We start from the raw sequence: 17921 nt of genomic DNA, 5'->3' as shown, positions 1-17921 counted from the left end.
AAAGTTGTTGCAAACGAAAGAAATAACGAATCATGAGTTCATCAAGATGATCGAGGCTGCATCCGCATTTCTTGATCAAAACGCTGAATTCATTAATTCATTAAATGTGTTTCCGGTGCCCGATGGTGATACTGGGACTAACATGAGTTTGTCGTTGGATAGCGGCTTAAAGTACGTTAATGATTCAGACAGCACAAAAGTTGGCGAATTAGCCCAAGCCCTAGCAAAGGGGTTACTCATGGGTGCCCGGGGAAACTCTGGTGTGATTTTATCGCAGATTTTTAGAGGTTTCTCAAAGGACGTTGCGCAAAAGGATGTTTTGACGGCTGCCGATTTAGCCGATGCGTTTGCTGCAGGCGCTCAAACGGCATATAAGGCCGTTATGAAACCAACTGAAGGAACTGTTTTGACGGTCGTTCGTGAAGCCGCTAAAGCCGCCCGTAAGACGGCAGCCCGCGAAGACGATATCGTTGCGGTGATGGATGCCACTTATAAAGCCGCTGATGCCGCTTTACAGACCACACCGGATTTATTACCTGTCTTGAAGCAAGTCGGTGTGGTTGATTCTGGTGGTCAAGGTTTAACCTTTGTCTTCCAAGCCTTTGATGACGTCCTCAATGGCCGTGAAGTGGCCAAAAAAGGCGCTCATCAGCCAAACCCAACCGAGATGGATGAAATGGTCGATGCAGAACACCATCGCAGTGTGCAGGGTAAATTGAACCCTGACGACATTGTCTATGGTTACTGCACAGAAATCATGGTTAGAATCGGTCGTGGCAAGCAAGTCGATAAAAAGTTTGATTACGATACTTTCTATAACTATCTGGCCAAACTCGGTGACTCACTATTAGTGGTCAACGATGATGAAATTGTGAAGGTCCATGTCCACACTGAACATCCAGGCAAGGTTATTGCTTGGGGTCAGGAATTTGGTGATCTCGCTAAAGTGAAAGTTGACAACATGCGCCTGCAACAGGAAACCATCATCGAAAAAGATGAGGAGACCGCAGACACGCAAGCTCCCGTTGCCACTGCTGAAGCACCAGCCGAAGCACCTGAAACAGCAATCATTACCATTGCCGCTGGTGATGGGATGCAGACGCTGTTCAAGAGTTTGGGCGCAACTACCGTTATTTCTGGTGGTCAGACAATGAATCCAAGCACGCAAGACATTGCTGATGCTATTAAGGATAGCCATGCAAAACAGGCCATTATTGTGCCGAACAACGGGAATATCTTCTTAGCCGCCGAACAAGCAGTTAAGGTCGTTGATATTCCAGCCGTGATCGTCCACAGTAAGACGATTTCGCAAGGGATGACAGCTATGCTTGGCTTTGAACCAGATCATACCCTTGAAGAAAACCAGTCAGCCATGGAAGATAACCTTTCCACCGTTAAAAGTGGTGAGGTGACCCATGCTGTACGTGATACCCAAATTGATGGTTTTGATATCAAAAAGGGCAACTACATGGGAATCATTGACGGTAAGATTGCCGTTGTGACAAATGACACCGAGGAAGCTGCTATTCAGATGGTCAACAAGATGATCGATGATGACAGTGAGATCGTGACGATTATTTATGGTGCCGACACGAACCAGGAAACCGCTGAACACGTTCAAAAAGCCGTTGAAGAAATGGACGATGAACTAGAAGTTGAAGTTCATGAAGGTGACCAACCGGTATATCCATTTGTAATTAGCGTCGAATGATTCGGAAATAATTTAAACTAATTAAATCAGATTAAACTAAAGTGGTGAAGCTCTTTTATGAGCTTCACCACTTTTTTGTTGCGATTATTTTAGTGTAATTATGGTTATTTGGTGCCACCTAGTGTGACACCTTACGTGCCACCCAACAAGAAGTGGTGACACCCAGCAAAAATGACACCTAAGCGTGGTTACTTGTGAGTTGGCGTAATTGGACGTAAATCATCTTCAATCCCTCTGAAGACCTGAATTGCGCCTTCTGGGGTCTCTCTGGTGTAAGAGTCGGTCATTTCAATGTGCTTATGCCCAAGCCAGTGCATAGCATCAGTGTCTGAAATTCTAGCATTGGAGCGGACTTTGGTGGCAAAGTAATGTCTGAACTTGTGAGGATTAATTTTTACGCCGGCAGTCATACTGATTCGCGCAAACAGATCACGAGAACGTTCTGGTTGGAAGGGTTTACCAGTAACGGGATTGATCCAGATGAAGTAATCATCAGGGACGGTGCCTTTGAAATTACGGATAATCTGTTCAGCGTGGCTTAAAACAAACTTGATAGTGTCAATGTAACTGCCAGTGACCCAGATTGTTCGGTAAGAAGCGGCGCTCTTTAGCGTGGTGCCATTGACCGCATCAGGCGTTCGAGCTAAGTCAAATTTGATTGCGCAGATTGGTTCATTAGTCACATCATCATTCGTAAACGTAAATGAAGATTTTCGCAGTCCCATGAGTTCGCCACGACGTTCACCAAGGGTGAGCAGTTTGACCATGGCGAAATCATACTGATTGCATATCTTTTTTGCGGTTCGCATGAACTGGTCATATTCCTCTTTAGTTACTGTTTGGCTCTTTTTAGGCCGGCCACCAACTAACTGAATCCGGCGAATTAGACTTTTGGGAATGATGTTATATGTTTCAGCATCGGCCATAATAGACTGCATGACCGAATTGATGTGTCGTAAGGTTGTTACAGTATACTTTTGAGAGTTACCAAGATTAGTAATGAATTGCTGATATTCCATACGACTAATGTCATTGAGTGACCGTTTGCCAAAGACAGGACTAATGATATGTTCGTACACATTAACTCGCTGCTTTTCGGTGGAATGTTTCCAGACACCCGCTTCAACTTTCCGTTTGCGGACGGTATCAAAATAGTCATCAACAGTTATCTTGCGCTGCTCTGACTCCGATAAGGAACCATCAAAAAATTTCATCTCAAATTTACGCAGATCCTGTTCTGCATCTTGCCAACTTGTATAGCCACTGCTGGTGTACATTTCATATTTACCAGCGAAGTCTTTGTAGCGGCGACGTACGCTATATCGTTTTCCACGCTTTGTTTCATATTCGTAGATATTAGGGTGATGCTTCATCGCTGTACGCTTGATTACCATTAATTATCACTCCTTAATTCAATTTATTTAGATCAAATTTCTAAAATGCCTTATTTTCTGCTAAAAGTTCTGTTTATATTGCCGACATTTTCAATGGCAAGGAATTCTTTTGAAACAAATACAAACGTATGTTCTTTCAATATGCTAAATAAAAGCCCTGATTGGGGGCAATTATTACTATATTCGTGACATACTAATATATGCGTGTCTACCTGGTCCGTATACGAGATGTACTTTATGGCTATTAACATAGTAGAGTTCCAATGGTTGGGCAGTTTTTTTAAAATATACTCTGTAATGATTCTTGGAGTACTTTTTGAAGTGAACATTGTTAAGATAATCATTCCATTCAGAGCTCTGGTGTAAACGACCATAATATTTGTGTATCTTTAACGTGTAAAGAGTACCATGAGAGTTTCCTTGCCAAGTATGACGAAAACGGGATGGAATAGATGTTGCAGCGTGAGCGTCAACAGGCTGTGCTAACGCAACTCCAGCCGTTCCCAATGAGAGGGCAGTAACACCTAACATGACAATTCTTTTGAAAAACATTTAAAAACGGATCTCCTCAAGTGAATTCAGCTTTTACCGTCATCAGTAGTTGGACTAAGCATGCACCGGTACATTAGTTCCTAGTGGCTCACATAATAATAGTAGTGAGACTTCGACACTTTGTGGAAATACTTGCCAGCATACTTAAACTTATTGTGCGCGTAGCGATTAAGTTTATAGGTGACGTAAGATCTGCCACCCATATCGATATACGTGTGAACCCGGTACGTATGACCACTGCGAGTTACCTTGGTGACGTGCATACCATATCCGTCAGCTTGTGGTATTACATCGTGCACCGTGTATTTTGTGATCCAGAAAGCTCGATTGCTAGATGAAATGTAGTAGCCTCTCAGTGAGCTTGGAACGGAATGGTAGGTACTTGCTTTAGCAGTTGATTGTTTGAGTGGGACACTAACACCAAGTGCCAGACCGGCAGCACCTAGTAAGACATAATTTTTTAATTTCATTTGAAACATCTCCCTTTAAACATTAAATTTAGTTTGGTTAGAGTAATGTAATAATTTGAAAAAAGTATTTCATTGACTTGCAGTTAGTAAACTAAGATAATTCGATTTGGAGAGGTGATACTATGACAAAAAAATTCAAACCAGCTAAAAGGGTACTAACTGCTAATCTTAGTTTAGATACCGATTTTGATGTTGAAGTATCCGCACGTATGAAGACTCTTAAGAAAAACAGACACCAGCTGATAAAGAGAAATAAAGAAATTCAAGAATCTGTATCTAACAGATTTAATATTATTCGAAATAGATAGCAATCGGTTTGATGAATCGATTGCCTTTTTTTATACCCAGAAATATTTTAAGCATCTTAACCCCGAGGGCAGGTCCCCATTGCCCGAGCGCCGTTAAATCAATGTTATCATCGGATTCCTCAAGTCTATTTTCAGTACCAAATATGTCATCAATAGATTCATCATTGGGGACACTAGACTCAATTTTTCCGAGAATTGTTACTTTACGTTTTGAGAAGGTGAGCATTTGTAATTGTATTAGGCTCATTCTAAAATTATTTTTTTCAGCAAAAGCAACAGCTTCTGGGAATTTAAAAAATATAGTTTCTGGAAACATGTTGTCTAACACAATAGATGAATTTTTAAGGCTTTCTGCAGCAGCATCCCAACTTTCATCGTAATCATCTGTCATCTGGACTAGTGGCTTAATTTCATTTGTAGTCCACGTATTTCTCATTGACTGTAGATCAAGAAGACTGAATTGTGAGGTGAATTTTACGAAAACACCGTCAGAATGTTTGGTGTCACTTTCCAGAAGATTATGGGATTCAAGTTCCTGTTCAATAATATCAATGGCGTAATCGCTGTAGACGGTATCTATAGCCTCTTGATTCATTTCAGCATTCGACTGAATCTCAGCATGTTGTTTACCCCAGGACTGTTCAGCTTGTCCTTTTGCTATTAATTGAGCACCACCTGAAATGTTAGTTTGATGGTTTTTACCAGCTTGTTCGGTATTTGTATTAGTAGATTGCCGGATACTTTTTATAACTTGTGGGATACCATCTTCAAATTGAGCCAGAATGGAGTTGATTTCAACATTATCGACATAAATATATTCTTTAATATTAGTTCTTCTTTTTTTTGACAACATATTCATCTTCTTTCCGCTATATTAGTAGTATTGTGCCTAGACTATTAGCTTATTTACCTGTACCTGGGTAGTTTCAATACTTGTCAGAGAATAAAAGCATTATAGAATTTATTAATTTTTTTTGAGTTATCTTCAGTTTTTAGTTTTGGCTCTTTAAAACTCTATTTCTTATCGACAAGTTGCCGTAGTAGTTTGTTATTTTCGTCTTGCTGCTTAATCAAAACCCAGTTCTGTTCAATATGAGTCTGATTAAGCGTGATTTGAGAACGCTCCAATACGCTATTGAGAGTGGCAACAACACGGGCATACCCAAATGAAGACATCTTAACGATTATTTTTTCAACTTCTTCCTGAGTATCAGGATCCAAGTTTTCCATGTTGAAACACTTGATGTAATCTTTTAAGAATTTTTCATCAATGAACTCTGTTTCAGTATCACCTTTTTGAGCGCGTTCTACATCTTTTTTAATTGCTTACTTTACATGATTAGGGTCAAATTTAGCATGATTATTCATCAATTATCGCACTTCATTGACAGTGTATGAGTGCGCCGCGGTTTCTGAAACCGACTCGCCTTTTTGAAAACCAACTTTCTTACCGCATCCTGCACAAATCTCGCCATCTTTAAAAACCCATCCACCTATAAAGCCAATCTTGCTTCCATCAATAGGGCATTCTGCCATGACACGTTACCTCCATAAATATTATTTATAAACCTTAACTCCGCCACCAAGCGTTGTCCGTGCAATAGGGTCACCACTCTGTGTTTGGATATTCAAGACAGTTTGGCTTACATCACACATATTCGCCAGCTTGTTTGCATGATTTACTAGTTCAGTCGCAAGCGATTTCTTATCAGCGGTGGCATCACTAAGTGTCGAATTATCAACTTTAAAGGTAACTCCGCCATCACCGTCATACTTAACAGAATCTGCATTGCCTGTGTTATTACAATATGCAGTTAATGATTTCTGATAGGTAGAACTAGCTTCTTTATCTTGTTGTTTCTTTGCTGATTTTTTCTGCGATAAAGCCTTTGCACTTGATTCGCTGTCAGCTCGTTGCTCAGCTTTTGGTTCATGTGAAAGCATCGCTCTTGAAATTGTGATAAAGAGGATAACGCGATACTGGTAAGAGTTATTTTGCCCTAAGGTAATCGGAAACTTTTACCTTTAGACAGTCTAAAACGATAATATAGCCGCCATAAGATTAGGGCACCATCAATCAGTACCATGATGCTACTAGCAGCAATCCAAAGATCGTACATAATTTTTCCCTCCCTCGCAAATTATTTACCAAAATTGATTTAATTCAGCTTTTCGTTACCTGACATTCCATAAGTATGTGTTAGTTCCAAATTATTGCTAGGTAGACGATCGCTTTCTTATATTATATATAGTTGTGTTAGTAATGACACAGCAAACTCATTTGCTTCATTTTCAAGCTCAGAGTGTGTCCAGTTATTTAAACAATAGTAGCCAACTAAACCCTCTTGTAGAATGACATGCCCCCAATTTGTGAGCCATAGTGAAGTACTGCATGAGACTTCACGAATTGACTTGTTTAGCCTAACGATAGGTTCTTTACCAGCATACATAGTTTTGCTTAAAGGGGACCTTTTAAGCTATGCCCAATCAACTTCAATATTGAGCTTTTCTGTAATCGTAAACGGGTCAGCTGTGTGATACCGATGGGTAACAATCTGCGTTGCTCTGTTAATAAATCGTTTGCTCATAGTACACGTACACACCTCTAATCATGCTTATGACGCTTCCAAAATATTTGAGTCATAGCAATTTTTAGCTTCTCTTTTTCTTCATCGGTTAAATTTTCACCTTGATAGGTCATTGAACCAGCATTTTCTTTTAAAAATTTTGCAAGATCATTAGCGTCTTTCTCATTAGCCCATTTAGGAGTTTGATTTAATCCCAGAAGATAGTCTGTTGTTACATCAAAATAATTAGCCAATGATGTGAGTGCCTCTTGACTGGGTTCTCTAGTATCGTTTTCATAACCGGATATAGATACTTTACTGACATGGATGATCTTGCCGAGTTCTTCTTGTGACATATTTTTTGCTTTTCGTAGTTCTCTCAGCCTGCTTCCAAAAGTCATGCTCTTCACTCCTCTCATATGTAGGATACTGTTAACGTTAAGTTAACACAACGTAAATTAACAGAAACGGAACTTTCTATTGATAATTAACGTGAAGTTAACTTATAATATGGTCGTTGATAGGGAAAGGAGGTACTTAAATGATCCGTTCTAAGCTCAAAAATCTTCGTGAACAAAAGGTTGGGACTTATGAATGTGTGGGCAATCTAGAAGGCATCTCTAAAGATGCTTACTGGATGATTAAAAATGGCAAAAGAGGGCTTAGCTATGAACGAGCGATTAAAATTGTTTCAGTTTTTAATCTAACCCCTGATGATATTTTTTGTGTTCAAAGTTAACTTATGTGGAACAATAAGTTTCCTATAAGTAAATTAGTTAACCTCGAGTTAATTAAAGTAGAAGGGAGGTGGGGACGTAAAAGAAGCGCAAGCAGCTGAATTGATTAATCAGCTAACGAAATTAAATGAAACACTTGAAATTATTGCAAGTAATCAAGAGCGTACAGCTGATAGTAAAGAGTAAGATATTGAGCTGGGCAGAGATGCATTAAAACGAATCATGTTCAATCAGGGAATCGACACAGATCATTTGGGATCGTGATCATTTGTGTTACCGAAAAGAATGGGAATCAGAATTGCAATAAGAAGTGTCCAGCCACCAATTTGAATAATTTCAGTAATGAAGCTTGATAAGGCTATATCGATCACAGCAGAAATTACTTTTTTCTGTATCGAAGACAGGGAGTTATACCAGTTTTTTATATACGCCCAATTTTTAGTTATTTTTGATGAATTAGCCTCGCCGGCAGCTGTTGACGTTTGCACCTTATCCGGATAATCGAATGCTGCATCTGAGAATATATTTCGAAGAGTTTGTTCACCTAATATTTGTTTCGCATAAGAGAGCTGATCTGAGGTTAATGGATCTGAGCTAAAAATACCTAATGCATTATATGCATTGTTAATTTGAACGCTAGCCGATAAATTTACCCGACCCATCTTCTGAATTTGTTCAGCAAAAGAATTTTGATAAAAATTTTTAGACTTTTTTACCAATTCAACTGTTAATTCTGAATAGTTTTTAGGAAGGAATCGTTCTTGAACTTTAGTCAAAAATTTATTTAACTCGTTGTTTTTATATAGCCTAGTAAGCTGACTTGAAGTTAATACAGAAACAGTTGAGACATAACTCTTCGCTAGTAGTGAAGAATTTGTATTCATAAATTGCGCTGCCTTTTTGAGAGTAGATGCATCTGGTTTAAACGCTGGTACAGATAAATTTAGTAGAGTTTCAATCTCACCAGCAGGAATTTTGTAAGGGCTTCTACGACTGAAAGGTGGCTGTTCCACAATTTTTTTAAGCTGATTAATCGTGTTTTTTGAAACATAAGTATTCTTATCTAAAGAATTTTGGATTTTACTAGAAATTCCGTATAAATTTTTTTGATTAGCCTTTATCTGGCTTGCATATTTTCCGGCTGCTGTATTAGTGATTTTGTTCATGCGTTCAAATTCAGCTTGGTACGAATTAATTTTATCGTTCATTTTTCCACCTCGTTGTAGGGTGGGCAGTCGAAGAAATCACGAACAGTGATCTGAATAGCTTGGCAAATCGCACGCACTGTTGAAACTCTGGCATTTTTGGTAGTCCCAGTGATTAAATCAACAAGCGTTGTATTAGGAATACCAGTTTTAACAGATAGTCTATGGATGGTAATGTCCCGTTCATTGATAAAGTCCATGATTCGTTTGCCTATAATTTCGGAATCGTTATTCATTAGTAAGCCTCTTTCCTAAGTAAATTCCTCTAACTTTAGAATATATGAATAACCGAAAGAAGTCTCGAATTCCCGTTGATTATTTCCGGGAATCTGTTATGTAAGCATAAATTTATTAGAAAACTGAAAACTTGTTATCAGAAAAAATCGAGGTGATGTTAGATGATTGGCACTAGAATTCATGATTTCCGGTAAAATTGAGCCAAAAACGAGCGAAGGTGACATGTACGTGACACCCAACAATGAAACACCGCATTATTAAAGGATTAGTTGCCCAATCTCTTCATTTCAGTGGGGAATAGACAAATTAGATATTATCTAAATCGGAGAAGCTCTGATTATAGGCTTCTCCACTTTTTTCACATTAATTTTGGAACGATCGTTTGGAACCCTGGTGAATACGAACCAATGAAGTCTCATTTTGAAATAACGATTCTTAAGTCTCTAAATTTGGCCAAAGACGGGTATAATAGATACAGTAGATTAACCAAAAAGAAGGCTGTAATCGTGGATAAACAAACCGTAATCGTCGATGGGATCAAGTACGTTGTGACTGAACCCGCTACTGATAAGATTTATGAGAGTACGGTAATGGGAGTCAGTGAGACAATCAAGACACTCAATGGTAAGGGGTACCGGCTTAACGGCAGGCCGGATAAACTGTACGAAATTGAGTGGCTCCTAGATGGTGATTTAAACAGTGATGATTTCTCTAAATGGGTCAAAGATTGGCACACAGCTGATGCTGCGTTTGAATTAGATTGAAGGTTGTTCAAAGAGGTTGACTGTCTTAAAAACGATGTCGGGAACTGAGATTCGATTAACGACATTGCTTTTGTTAACTTATTTCGATTATAATATATGACGTTATATTTGATGATTAAAAGTGGCGGTTCAAAAGAACCGGCACTTTGTTTATCAGTCATTTTGGTTGGGAGGGATTCATTTGGCGTTATCAGATTCCGTGACAGTATTGCCTGGCGTCGGGCCAAAAAGATTGGCGGCCTTGGCAGATCTTGGAATTACGACGATCGAATCGTTACTGACTTACTATCCGTTTCGCTATGAAGATTTGCGGGTCAAGGAACTTAATGAGATTGGCGATCAGGAACAAGTCACGTTAAAGGGAATCGTTGCGGCACCCCCAACCTTAAGTCGCTTTGGTCGAAAAAAGAGCCGGCTGAATTTTCGGCTGCTCATTGGCCAAGATGTCGTACCCGTCACCTTTTTCAATCAACCATGGCTGAAAAATAATATTGAAGTTGAATCACCCATTATGGTTTACGGCCGTTTCGATGCTAACCGTAAACAACTGAACGGGGTAAAGATTCTCAGCAGCGGCAAAAATGATCCCATGGCATCCGTTTATCCATCCAACAAAGGAATTCGTCAGAAAACCATTCAGGAACTGGTTGTGGCGGCGTGGGAGAAGTACCACACGGAGATCGTTGACCTGATTCCTGACAGTATTAAAAGCCATTATCGCTTGCTTGACCGAGCGCAAATGATTCATGACATGCATTTCCCAAAGGATTTAAAGGCCGCTAAAGCAGCTCGGCGTTCCGCTAAATTTGAAGAATTCTTCCGGTTTCAAATGCAATTGCAAATGCTCAAACGCAGAGATCAGACTCAGGCTGGTATGACAATGATGTACGATAAAGAGCGGCTGCAGCGCTTCGTTTCTAAGTTGCCTTATGAGTTAACGACTGCCCAGAAGCGGGTAGTTAACGAAATTTGTGCTGATTTAAAACGGCCGATTCATATGAACCGGCTCCTTCAAGGGGACGTTGGTAGTGGGAAAACAGTCGTCGCCGCGATTTGCATGTATGCTGCCATTACTGCCGGCTTTCAGGCTGCCCTGATGGCGCCGACCGAGATTTTAGCTGAACAGCATGCCAATAACCTGCAGGCACTATTTGACGGCCTACCCGTAAACATTGTGTTGCTGACTGGGTCTACCAAACCCGCTGTGCGCAAAGAAATCTTGCCACGGTTAGCTTCTGGTGAGATTAACCTGATTATTGGCACACATGCCCTGATTCAAGAAGGTGTGGACTATCATCGTCTGGGGCTGGTGGTCATTGACGAGCAGCACCGCTTTGGGGTGGCACAACGACAGGCGTTGCGGCAAAAGGGTGATAATCCAGATGTGCTGGCCATGACAGCTACACCGATTCCCAGAACACTGGCGATTACCAGTTACGGGGAAATGGACATTTCGGTGATCGATGAACTGCCGACCGGACGGAAACCGGTGACCACGCGCTGGATCAAGAACACACAGATTAATTCAGCAGTCCAATTTGTCTTGAGAGAACTTGCAGCGGGACATCAAGCTTACGTTGTAACGCCATTGATTGAAGAATCTGAAGCGGTTGACATGAAAAATGCCCAAGCCATTTATGAACGTTTTTCAGCCTATTTCTCACCTCATCACTATCAAGTCGGCCTTCTGCATGGCCGCATGAAAAACGATGAGAAAGATGCCGTTATGCAGGCGTTTAAGCATAACCAATACCAGGTATTAGTTGCGACTACTGTGATTGAAGTCGGCGTTGACGTTAAAAACGCTACCGTCATGATGATCTACGATGCCGATCATTTTGGCTTGGCCCAGTTACATCAATTACGTGGACGAGTTGGCCGATCTGATCAGCAATCTTATTGTATCTTGGTTGCGGATCCTAAAAATAAGAATGGTGTTGACCGGATGCGGGTTATGACGGAAACTAATGATGGTTTTGTGGTGTCACAAAAAGATTTAGAGCTGCGTGGTTCCGGTGACGTGCTGGGAAAGAAACAGTCTGGCTTACCGGATTTTAAAGTCGGTGATCCAGTTGCTGATCTCACCATGCTAAGTGTTGCACAGGATGAAGCCAAAAAATTGACCAATACGCCCGATTGGCAAAAGCAGCCAGAAAATCAAGCCTTGGTCGGTTACTTAAAGCAAGCTGAAGAAAATGCCTATATGTTTGATTAAGAGAGGATGAAAGTCATTGAGAATTGCTGTTGATGCAATGGGCGGAGATTACGCCCCTAAAGAAGTAGTTGAGGGTATTCAAATTGCCCACGACCGTTACCCAGAAATTGAATTTGATCTGTACGGTCAAATTGATAAGGTGAAGCCGTTTTTGAAAAACGCAGACCACATCACCCTTGTTCAAGCAGATGAAGTCATTGCAATGGAAGACGAACCGGTTCGCGCGATTCGGCGTAAAAAGCAATCTAGTATTGTTCTGGCTGCCCAGGCTGTTCATGACGGTAAGGATGACGCCTTCTTTTCGGCTGGCAATACCGGTGCGTTATTAGCCGCTGGTTTATTGATCATTGGCCGAATCAAGGGAATTGATCGTCCCGGATTGACCACGACGCTACCCGTTTTAAACAATCCCAAGCAAGATCAATTCCTGATGATGGACGTCGGGGCGAACGCGGATACCAAGCCGTTTAACCTGTATCAGTACGCCATTATGGGAAAGTACTATGCGCAAACCGTCATGGGCGTTAAAAATCCCCGCATTGGGCTATTGAACAACGGGACCGAAGCAGATAAGGGCGACATGGCTCATAAAGCTGCTCACGAATTCTTAGCTGGCGTTAGGGACATTAATTTTGTGGGTAACGTGGAGTCACGTGAACTATTAAACGGAGCGGCAGATGTTGTGGTAACCGACGGCTTTACGGGTAACGCAGTACTCAAAAACACTGAGGGGACCGCCTTATCAATGCTGAAGTTAATTAAAAACGGCATTATGAATGGTGGCTTAACCAGTAAACTGGGTGCCGCAATGCTCAAGTCAACTTTCAAGGGTATTCAGTCGCAAATGGATTATTCGAAACACGGTGGTGCAGTGTTGCTGGGCGTTAAAGCACCCGTTATCAAAACGCATGGTTCAGCAAAGGCAGAAACCATTGCCAACACCATCGGCCAAATTAAGGCGATGCTTGAGAATCATTCGGTTGAAAACGTGGTGACTTACTTTAGTGACCACAGTGAAGAAATGGCTGAAGCTAAAGCAGAAATGCAGAAGTAAGCAGGTAGTTCTACCGTTTCTGAGCCGTTTGTGCTAAACTGATTGATGAACTAAATAGGGTGAGGTAAATTATGTCAAAAGACGAGATTTTTAATAAAATTGCTGACATCATTGCGGAGCGGTTTGAAATTACCCGTGAGAAGATCACGCTGGATTTGAATTTTAAAACCGACCTTGATGCCGATTCCATTGATTTTGTGGAATTTATTTTGGAACTTGAAGATACCTTCGGTGCTGAAATTTCCGACGATGCTGCCGAAAACTTAAACACAGTGGGCGAAGCTGTTGATTACATTGCTGCTAACAGTGATAAAAAATAGCAGTTTCAATTATTAAACGGAAAGGTTGCGGTGAAACGATTTGTTTTGTCACAGCCTTTTTCCTTTCAATTTTATAACCAAAAAGGAGCGTTATTGATTTTGATAAAAGGGTTAGATGATTTACTTAAGAAGAATTTTAATATCGTCATAAAGGATAAAAGTTTGCTGGATGAAGCCTTTACACAAGCCTCTTATGTGAACGAACATCCTAATGAGCATTTGAAATTTTACGAACGCATCGAATTTTTGGGCGATGCGGTGATGCAACTGGTTGTTTCAGATTATATTTACAAGCGTTACACCAAAATGCCCCAGGGCCGGTTAACCCGTCTGCGCGCAGCAATGGTTAACGAGGAGAGTTTTGCTAGTTTTGCCCGAGAGTGCCACTTTGACCAGTATATTCGTCTCGGTAAGGGAGAAGAGAAAGCGCACGCACGGGAACGGGATTCACTGCTTTGTGACATTTTTGAATCCTTTATTGGCGCTTTGTACCTTGATCAAGGAGTGGAACCAGTCCGCGCATTTGCGACTCAGGTGATTTTTCCAAAACTTGATGAGGGTCGTTTTGACGAATTTTTTGATCACAAGACAGAATTACAGGAAGTCGCACAAAAACACGGTCCTGTTTCAATTGATTACGAGCTGCTTTCTGAAAATGGCCCAGATAATGATCGGGCGTTCAAAGTAGCCGTTAAGATTGATGGTAAAGAACTTGGTGTGGGCGAAGGCCATTCTAAGAAAAACGCGGAGCAAGGCGCTGCTAAACAGGCTTTATTAAAGCTTGAACCAGACCAAGCTTAATTCGGAAGTAAGTGGGGAGCAATTATGAAACTAAAATCACTAGAGATTAGTGGTTTCAAGTCGTTTGCGGACGATACCAAAATCGAATTTGAAGATGGCGTCACTGGCATCGTTGGCCCCAATGGAAGTGGCAAAAGTAATATCAGTGAAGCTATTCGGTGGGTCTTAGGTGAGCAATCGGCCAAAAACCTGCGGGGCAGTCGAATGCCGGACGTTATTTTCAATGGGTCTTCCAAACGGAAGCCGTTGAACCGGGCACGGGTCACCATGATTTTGGACAACGCAGATCACTATTTAAAATCTGAATACACTGAAATCAACGTGACGAGAAAGCTTTTTCGTAATGGTGAAAGCAGCTACCAGCTTAACGGCCAGGATTGTCGTTTAAAGGACATCCTGAACCTTTTCATGGATTCTGGAATCGGCGATAATGCCTTTTCCATGATTTCTCAAGGCCGAGTTGAATCGATTTTTAACAGTAAACCAGAAGAACGCCGGTTCATCGTCGAAGAACTGATCGGTGTTTCGAAGTATCGGCTTGGTAAAGAAAAAGCCAAACGTGAATTGGATCAAACTGCCGGATACTTGGATCGGGTCAATGACCTCATGTCAGAACTTGGCGGTCAAATTGAACCGTTAGCGCAACAAAGTAGTTTAGCTAAGGAATACGTGGCGCAAAAAAAGCAATTTGATGCCCTTGATCAGACCCAATTAGTCCTTGAAATTGAGTCATTGCAGTCAGACTTAAAGGAACAGCACGCGCAACTTGTCGAAAAACAAGCGCGAGTTGCTGATACCAAAAAACAGTTGGCACATAATTCGGCTGAATTAGAATTGGCACGCAAAAAAACGGCGGCATTGTCCAGTCAAAAGGACGATACCAACCAGCAGCTATTAGACGTGACCTCTCACCGCCAGCAAGTTGCTGGCGAGCAAGCAGTGGACTCTGAACGCCAAAAACACCAGCAGCAGACTCTAAGTGAATTAACCACTCGACGTCATGACACCCAAGCACATTTAAAACAGGTTCAAGATGCGCTAGCGGATACAAAAACTCAGTTGGCAAAACTGAAAGTGGCTTTGAAACAGGACCGGCTTACCGCAAATCAGTTAAAGCATCAGCTTGATGATTTGGATGAAGCCAAGCTGGCCGGTGAAGAAGACCACTTGCAAAATGATTATATTGATCAACTGCAGGCCATCACGACTTTGCATAACCAAAAACAGTACTTGGAAAAAAATCAGCAACGGGCAACTTCCGAAAATCAGCAAGCGGACCAACGCCTGCATGACCTGCAATCAGAATTGACTGAACAGAATACCAAGTTGAAAACAGCCAAGCAGAAACTGCAGATTCAGCAGCAGCAATACGATGAATTGCAAGCGAATTGTCAGCGATTAGGTACTGAACATCAAAAACGTCAGGCTCAGATCGAACAGTTGAATAACCAGTGGCTATCGGCGCTTGAGGTTTGTCAGCAAGCCAAAGCTCGGTTAAAGAGCTTGCAGGAATTAGCTCAAAATTACACTGGTTTCTATCAGGGAACCAAGGCCGTCTTAAAGGCGAAAAATCAGTTGAGCGGTATCATTGGACCCGTTGCAGAGATTTTAGACGTTCCCGAAAAGTATACGAAGGCCGTTGAAGCAGCGATTGGTGCTCAGCAGCAGCACGTTGTCGTTACCGATGAAGCTGCTGGTAAAGCAGCCATTCGTTATTTAACTCAAAATCAGTTGGGCCGCAGTACTTTTCTGCCGCTGAATCGGCTAAGAACCAGTTATATTGCGACTGACACATTAGCGAATTGTCAGCAGAGCGCTGGCTTTCTGGGGGTTGCTGCCGACTTAGTGCAGGTTGCCGATAGTCGTCTTAAACCCGTTGTGAGTCATTTACTTGGTAACTTAATTTTTGCAGATGATTTGAACCACGCCGTTGAACTTGCCAATTTGATTCACCACCGTTATCGAATCATTACGCTGGCAGGTGAAGTGATTTCTACTAGCGGCGCGATGTCCGGTGGTAAAGATAAGCACGAACGCCACGGCGTTTTGAGTCAAAAACAAGAACTAACTAAACTACAAGCAAGTGTTAATGACATGGCTGCTCAGCTTGCTGACAAGCAGGCCGAATTAAAACGGCTGAAAACAGCACAGGAAAACGATCAGCAGACCGATTTACAAAATCAGCTGAATACGCTCAGTGTGACGCGTCAGCAGGCTGAAAATGAGGTTAAGCTGCTTTCTGACCACGTAAACGCCATTAATAAGCAAATTGCTGTTCATCAAGCTCAGTGGCAGCTTGATCAAGATGGTGAGGACTTTGCTACCCAGTTGAAGCGTAACGAGCAGGAAACCGCTGCTGCGGAACAACAGCTGACTGCATTGAAGGCTAAAATGGCCGCATTAAAGACACAACAAGCGAAACGAAGCGAGTCAGTTCAGAAAATTAGCGCGCAGTATCAGGATCAACGAGCTGTGGTCACAACCAAAACCGTTCAAGTCAAACAACTGGCTAAAGAAGCCGGGGAACAAGCCCAGCGCGTTGCCAGCTTTGAGGCTGAACTCAAAAATTTGCAAAACCGGATCGATGATTTAAATGCCGAACAGTCTGAGACTGGTGAATCCACCCAGGATCATGAAGCTCGGTTGAAACGGCTAATTGAAAAAGAACGGACATTGAAGGCCGCTTTAAAACAATTGAACGTTGATTTGGGAGTGGCTAACGATCGGCAGAGTGATTTAGAGCGGTCTAATCAATTGGCCACTGAGACGCTGAATAATGAACAACTAGCCGTTCAAAAATTAGACGTTGCCTGTTCCAAGCTCAGCACGCAACTTGATCAGCATCAAAATACACTTTCAGAAACCTATCACGTGAGTGTGGCCTTTGCAAAGAAAAATCAGGTTGATTTACCGATTGACGATCTCCGTGAGAAGTTGAAATTACTGAAGCGCGGACTGGATGATTTAGGTGAGGTTAACGTTTCAAGCATCGATGAATACGACCGAGTCAAATCGCGTTACGATTTCTTGACACAGCAAAGAGAAGACTTATCTGCTTCCAAAGATAATTTGCTGGCAACCATGAATGAAATGGATCAACAAGTGATTGAACGTTTTAATACCACGTTTAAAGTTCTAAATCAAAAATTCCAGGAAACCTTTGTTAAAATGTTCGGTGGCGGTCAAGCTAAGCTCGTTTTGACAGATCCGGATAATTTATTGACAACCGGCATTGAGATTATGGCTGAACCGCCTGGCAAACGGCTGCAGAGCATGCGCTTATTATCTGGCGGTGAACGGTCGTTAACGGCGATTACACTGCTATTTTCCGTTTTACAAGTTCAGCCGGCGCCGTTCTGTGTACTGGACGAAGCTGAAGCAGCCTTAGATCCAGCTAATACCGGCCGCTTTGCTAGCTTTCTCAACCATTTTGATGATGATACGCAATTCATCGTGATTACCCACCGTAAGGAAACCATGGTGCAAGCCGATCGTTTATACGGGATTACGATGCAGGAATCAGGTGTTTCAAAACTGGTTTCCGTCGACTTAGACAAAGTACCTGTTCAAAGATAATAAAACGAAG

18 protein-coding genes are annotated in these 17921 nt (G+C 41.7%); 9 read left to right on the top strand and 9 right to left on the bottom strand.

The window, feature by feature from the left end:
- The first annotated feature begins 7 nt into the window (after positions 1-7).
- Positions 8-1711, top strand: a complete 1704-nt coding sequence (locus tag IWT5_RS08285) for a DAK2 domain-containing protein (protein ID WP_089109492.1) — start codon at positions 8-10, stop codon at positions 1709-1711.
- A 188-nt stretch (positions 1712-1899) separates the two neighbouring features.
- Here the strand turns inward: IWT5_RS08285 and IWT5_RS08280 are convergent, their stop codons facing one another.
- Both IWT5_RS08280 and IWT5_RS08270 read right to left on the bottom strand, forming a co-directional pair.
- Positions 1900-3105, bottom strand: coding sequence for a tyrosine-type recombinase/integrase (locus tag IWT5_RS08280; RefSeq protein ID WP_089109491.1), 1206 nt, complete (start codon positions 3103-3105; stop codon positions 1900-1902).
- 632 nt (positions 3106-3737) lie between these two features.
- The gene (locus IWT5_RS08270; protein WP_089109489.1) at positions 3738-4127 is read right to left on the bottom strand and encodes a hypothetical protein; all 390 of its coding nucleotides are present in this window, start codon (positions 4125-4127) and stop codon (positions 3738-3740) included.
- Between the two features lie 122 nt (positions 4128-4249).
- Here IWT5_RS08270 and IWT5_RS12215 point away from each other — a divergent pair, with 122 nt between their 5' ends.
- Entirely contained in the window at positions 4250-4435 is a 186-nt protein-coding gene (locus IWT5_RS12215) for a hypothetical protein (protein ID WP_089109488.1), read from the top strand.
- Here IWT5_RS12215 and IWT5_RS08260 read toward each other — a convergent pair.
- The 5 genes from IWT5_RS08260 to IWT5_RS08245 all read right to left on the bottom strand — a co-directional run bounded on the left by IWT5_RS08260 (position 4419) and on the right by IWT5_RS08245 (position 7403).
- Entirely contained in the window at positions 4419-5285 is an 867-nt protein-coding gene (locus tag IWT5_RS08260; RefSeq protein ID WP_143443092.1) for a DUF6414 family protein, read from the bottom strand. The genes IWT5_RS12215 and IWT5_RS08260 overlap by 17 nt on opposite strands.
- Positions 5286-5449: 164 nt before the next feature.
- On the bottom strand, positions 5450-5665 hold the full coding sequence (locus IWT5_RS08255) for a hypothetical protein (protein WP_089109486.1): 216 nt from the start codon (positions 5663-5665) through the stop codon (positions 5450-5452).
- A gap of 141 nt (positions 5666-5806) precedes the next feature.
- Complete coding sequence (locus tag IWT5_RS12210; RefSeq protein WP_159459311.1) at positions 5807-5971, bottom strand: DUF4428 domain-containing protein; 165 nt, start codon at positions 5969-5971, stop codon at positions 5807-5809.
- A gap of 21 nt (positions 5972-5992) precedes the next feature.
- Positions 5993-6379 carry a hypothetical protein gene (locus IWT5_RS08250; RefSeq protein ID WP_089109485.1) on the bottom strand — a complete coding sequence of 129 codons (387 nt, stop codon included), beginning with the start codon at positions 6377-6379 and terminating at the stop codon, positions 5993-5995.
- Positions 6380-7040: 661 nt separating this feature from the next.
- Complete coding sequence (locus tag IWT5_RS08245) at positions 7041-7403, bottom strand: helix-turn-helix domain-containing protein (protein WP_089109484.1); 363 nt, start codon at positions 7401-7403, stop codon at positions 7041-7043.
- A gap of 140 nt (positions 7404-7543) precedes the next feature.
- On the opposite strand from IWT5_RS08245, the gene IWT5_RS08240 reads away from it, so the two are divergent.
- Positions 7544-7741 carry a helix-turn-helix domain-containing protein gene (locus IWT5_RS08240; RefSeq protein ID WP_089109483.1) on the top strand — a complete coding sequence of 66 codons (198 nt, stop codon included), beginning with the start codon at positions 7544-7546 and terminating at the stop codon, positions 7739-7741.
- Positions 7742-7987: 246 nt separating this feature from the next.
- On the opposite strand, the gene IWT5_RS08235 is transcribed toward IWT5_RS08240, so the two are convergent.
- Both IWT5_RS08235 and IWT5_RS08230 read right to left on the bottom strand, forming a co-directional pair.
- Positions 7988-8947, bottom strand: coding sequence for a hypothetical protein (locus IWT5_RS08235; RefSeq protein ID WP_089109482.1), 960 nt, complete (start codon positions 8945-8947; stop codon positions 7988-7990).
- The gene (locus tag IWT5_RS08230; protein WP_089109481.1) at positions 8944-9180 is read right to left on the bottom strand and encodes a helix-turn-helix domain-containing protein; all 237 of its coding nucleotides are present in this window, start codon (positions 9178-9180) and stop codon (positions 8944-8946) included. Before IWT5_RS08230 ends, IWT5_RS08235 begins: the two co-directional genes overlap by 4 nt.
- A 507-nt stretch (positions 9181-9687) precedes the next feature.
- Between IWT5_RS08230 and IWT5_RS08225 the strand changes: the two genes are divergently transcribed.
- The 6 genes from IWT5_RS08225 to smc all read left to right on the top strand — a co-directional run bounded on the left by IWT5_RS08225 (position 9688) and on the right by smc (position 17911).
- On the top strand, positions 9688-9945 hold the full coding sequence (locus IWT5_RS08225) for a hypothetical protein (RefSeq protein ID WP_089109480.1): 258 nt from the start codon (positions 9688-9690) through the stop codon (positions 9943-9945).
- Between the two features lie 181 nt (positions 9946-10126).
- Positions 10127-12160 (top strand): ATP-dependent DNA helicase RecG, encoded by a 2034-nt coding sequence (gene recG, locus IWT5_RS08220; protein ID WP_439959093.1) that lies wholly within the window; start codon positions 10127-10129, stop codon positions 12158-12160.
- Positions 12161-12176: 16 nt separating this feature from the next.
- Positions 12177-13214 (top strand): phosphate acyltransferase PlsX, encoded by a 1038-nt coding sequence (gene plsX, locus IWT5_RS08215; protein WP_089109479.1) that lies wholly within the window; start codon positions 12177-12179, stop codon positions 13212-13214.
- A 71-nt stretch (positions 13215-13285) separates the two neighbouring features.
- On the top strand, positions 13286-13534 hold the full coding sequence (acpP, locus tag IWT5_RS08210) for an acyl carrier protein (RefSeq protein WP_089109478.1): 249 nt from the start codon (positions 13286-13288) through the stop codon (positions 13532-13534).
- A 99-nt stretch (positions 13535-13633) separates the two neighbouring features.
- Positions 13634-14335, top strand: coding sequence for a ribonuclease III (gene rnc / locus IWT5_RS08205; RefSeq protein ID WP_089109535.1), 702 nt, complete (start codon positions 13634-13636; stop codon positions 14333-14335).
- A 24-nt stretch (positions 14336-14359) separates the two neighbouring features.
- On the top strand, positions 14360-17911 hold the full coding sequence (gene smc, locus IWT5_RS08200; RefSeq protein WP_089109477.1) for a chromosome segregation protein SMC: 3552 nt from the start codon (positions 14360-14362) through the stop codon (positions 17909-17911).
- The last annotated feature ends 10 nt before the right edge of the window (positions 17912-17921 follow it).

Origin of the sequence: Secundilactobacillus mixtipabuli, from assembly GCF_002217925.1 — a bacterium.
Taxonomy (GTDB): domain Bacteria; phylum Bacillota; class Bacilli; order Lactobacillales; family Lactobacillaceae; genus Secundilactobacillus; species Secundilactobacillus mixtipabuli.
The sequence above is the reverse complement of the archived record's forward strand: the minus strand, read 5'-3'. Positions and strand labels throughout refer to the sequence as shown.

Coding starts and splice junctions, on each gene's coding strand:
- IWT5_RS08280 (WP_089109491.1), bottom strand. CDS start 3,105: ATGGTAATCAAGCGTACAGCGATGAAGCATCACCCTAATATCTACGAA.
- IWT5_RS08270 (WP_089109489.1), bottom strand. CDS start 4,127: ATGAAATTAAAAAATTATGTCTTACTAGGTGCTGCCGGTCTGGCACTT.
- IWT5_RS12215 (WP_089109488.1), top strand. CDS start 4,250: ATGACAAAAAAATTCAAACCAGCTAAAAGGGTACTAACTGCTAATCTT.
- IWT5_RS08255 (WP_089109486.1), bottom strand. CDS start 5,665: ATGGAAAACTTGGATCCTGATACTCAGGAAGAAGTTGAAAAAATAATC.
- IWT5_RS12210 (WP_159459311.1), bottom strand. CDS start 5,971: ATGGCAGAATGCCCTATTGATGGAAGCAAGATTGGCTTTATAGGTGGA.
- IWT5_RS08250 (WP_089109485.1), bottom strand. CDS start 6,379: ATGCTTTCACATGAACCAAAAGCTGAGCAACGAGCTGACAGCGAATCA.
- IWT5_RS08245 (WP_089109484.1), bottom strand. CDS start 7,403: ATGACTTTTGGAAGCAGGCTGAGAGAACTACGAAAAGCAAAAAATATG.
- IWT5_RS08240 (WP_089109483.1), top strand. CDS start 7,544: ATGATCCGTTCTAAGCTCAAAAATCTTCGTGAACAAAAGGTTGGGACT.
- IWT5_RS08235 (WP_089109482.1), bottom strand. CDS start 8,947: ATGAACGATAAAATTAATTCGTACCAAGCTGAATTTGAACGCATGAAC.
- IWT5_RS08230 (WP_089109481.1), bottom strand. CDS start 9,180: ATGAATAACGATTCCGAAATTATAGGCAAACGAATCATGGACTTTATC.
- acpP (WP_089109478.1), top strand. CDS start 13,286: ATGTCAAAAGACGAGATTTTTAATAAAATTGCTGACATCATTGCGGAG.
- smc (WP_089109477.1), top strand. CDS start 14,360: ATGAAACTAAAATCACTAGAGATTAGTGGTTTCAAGTCGTTTGCGGAC.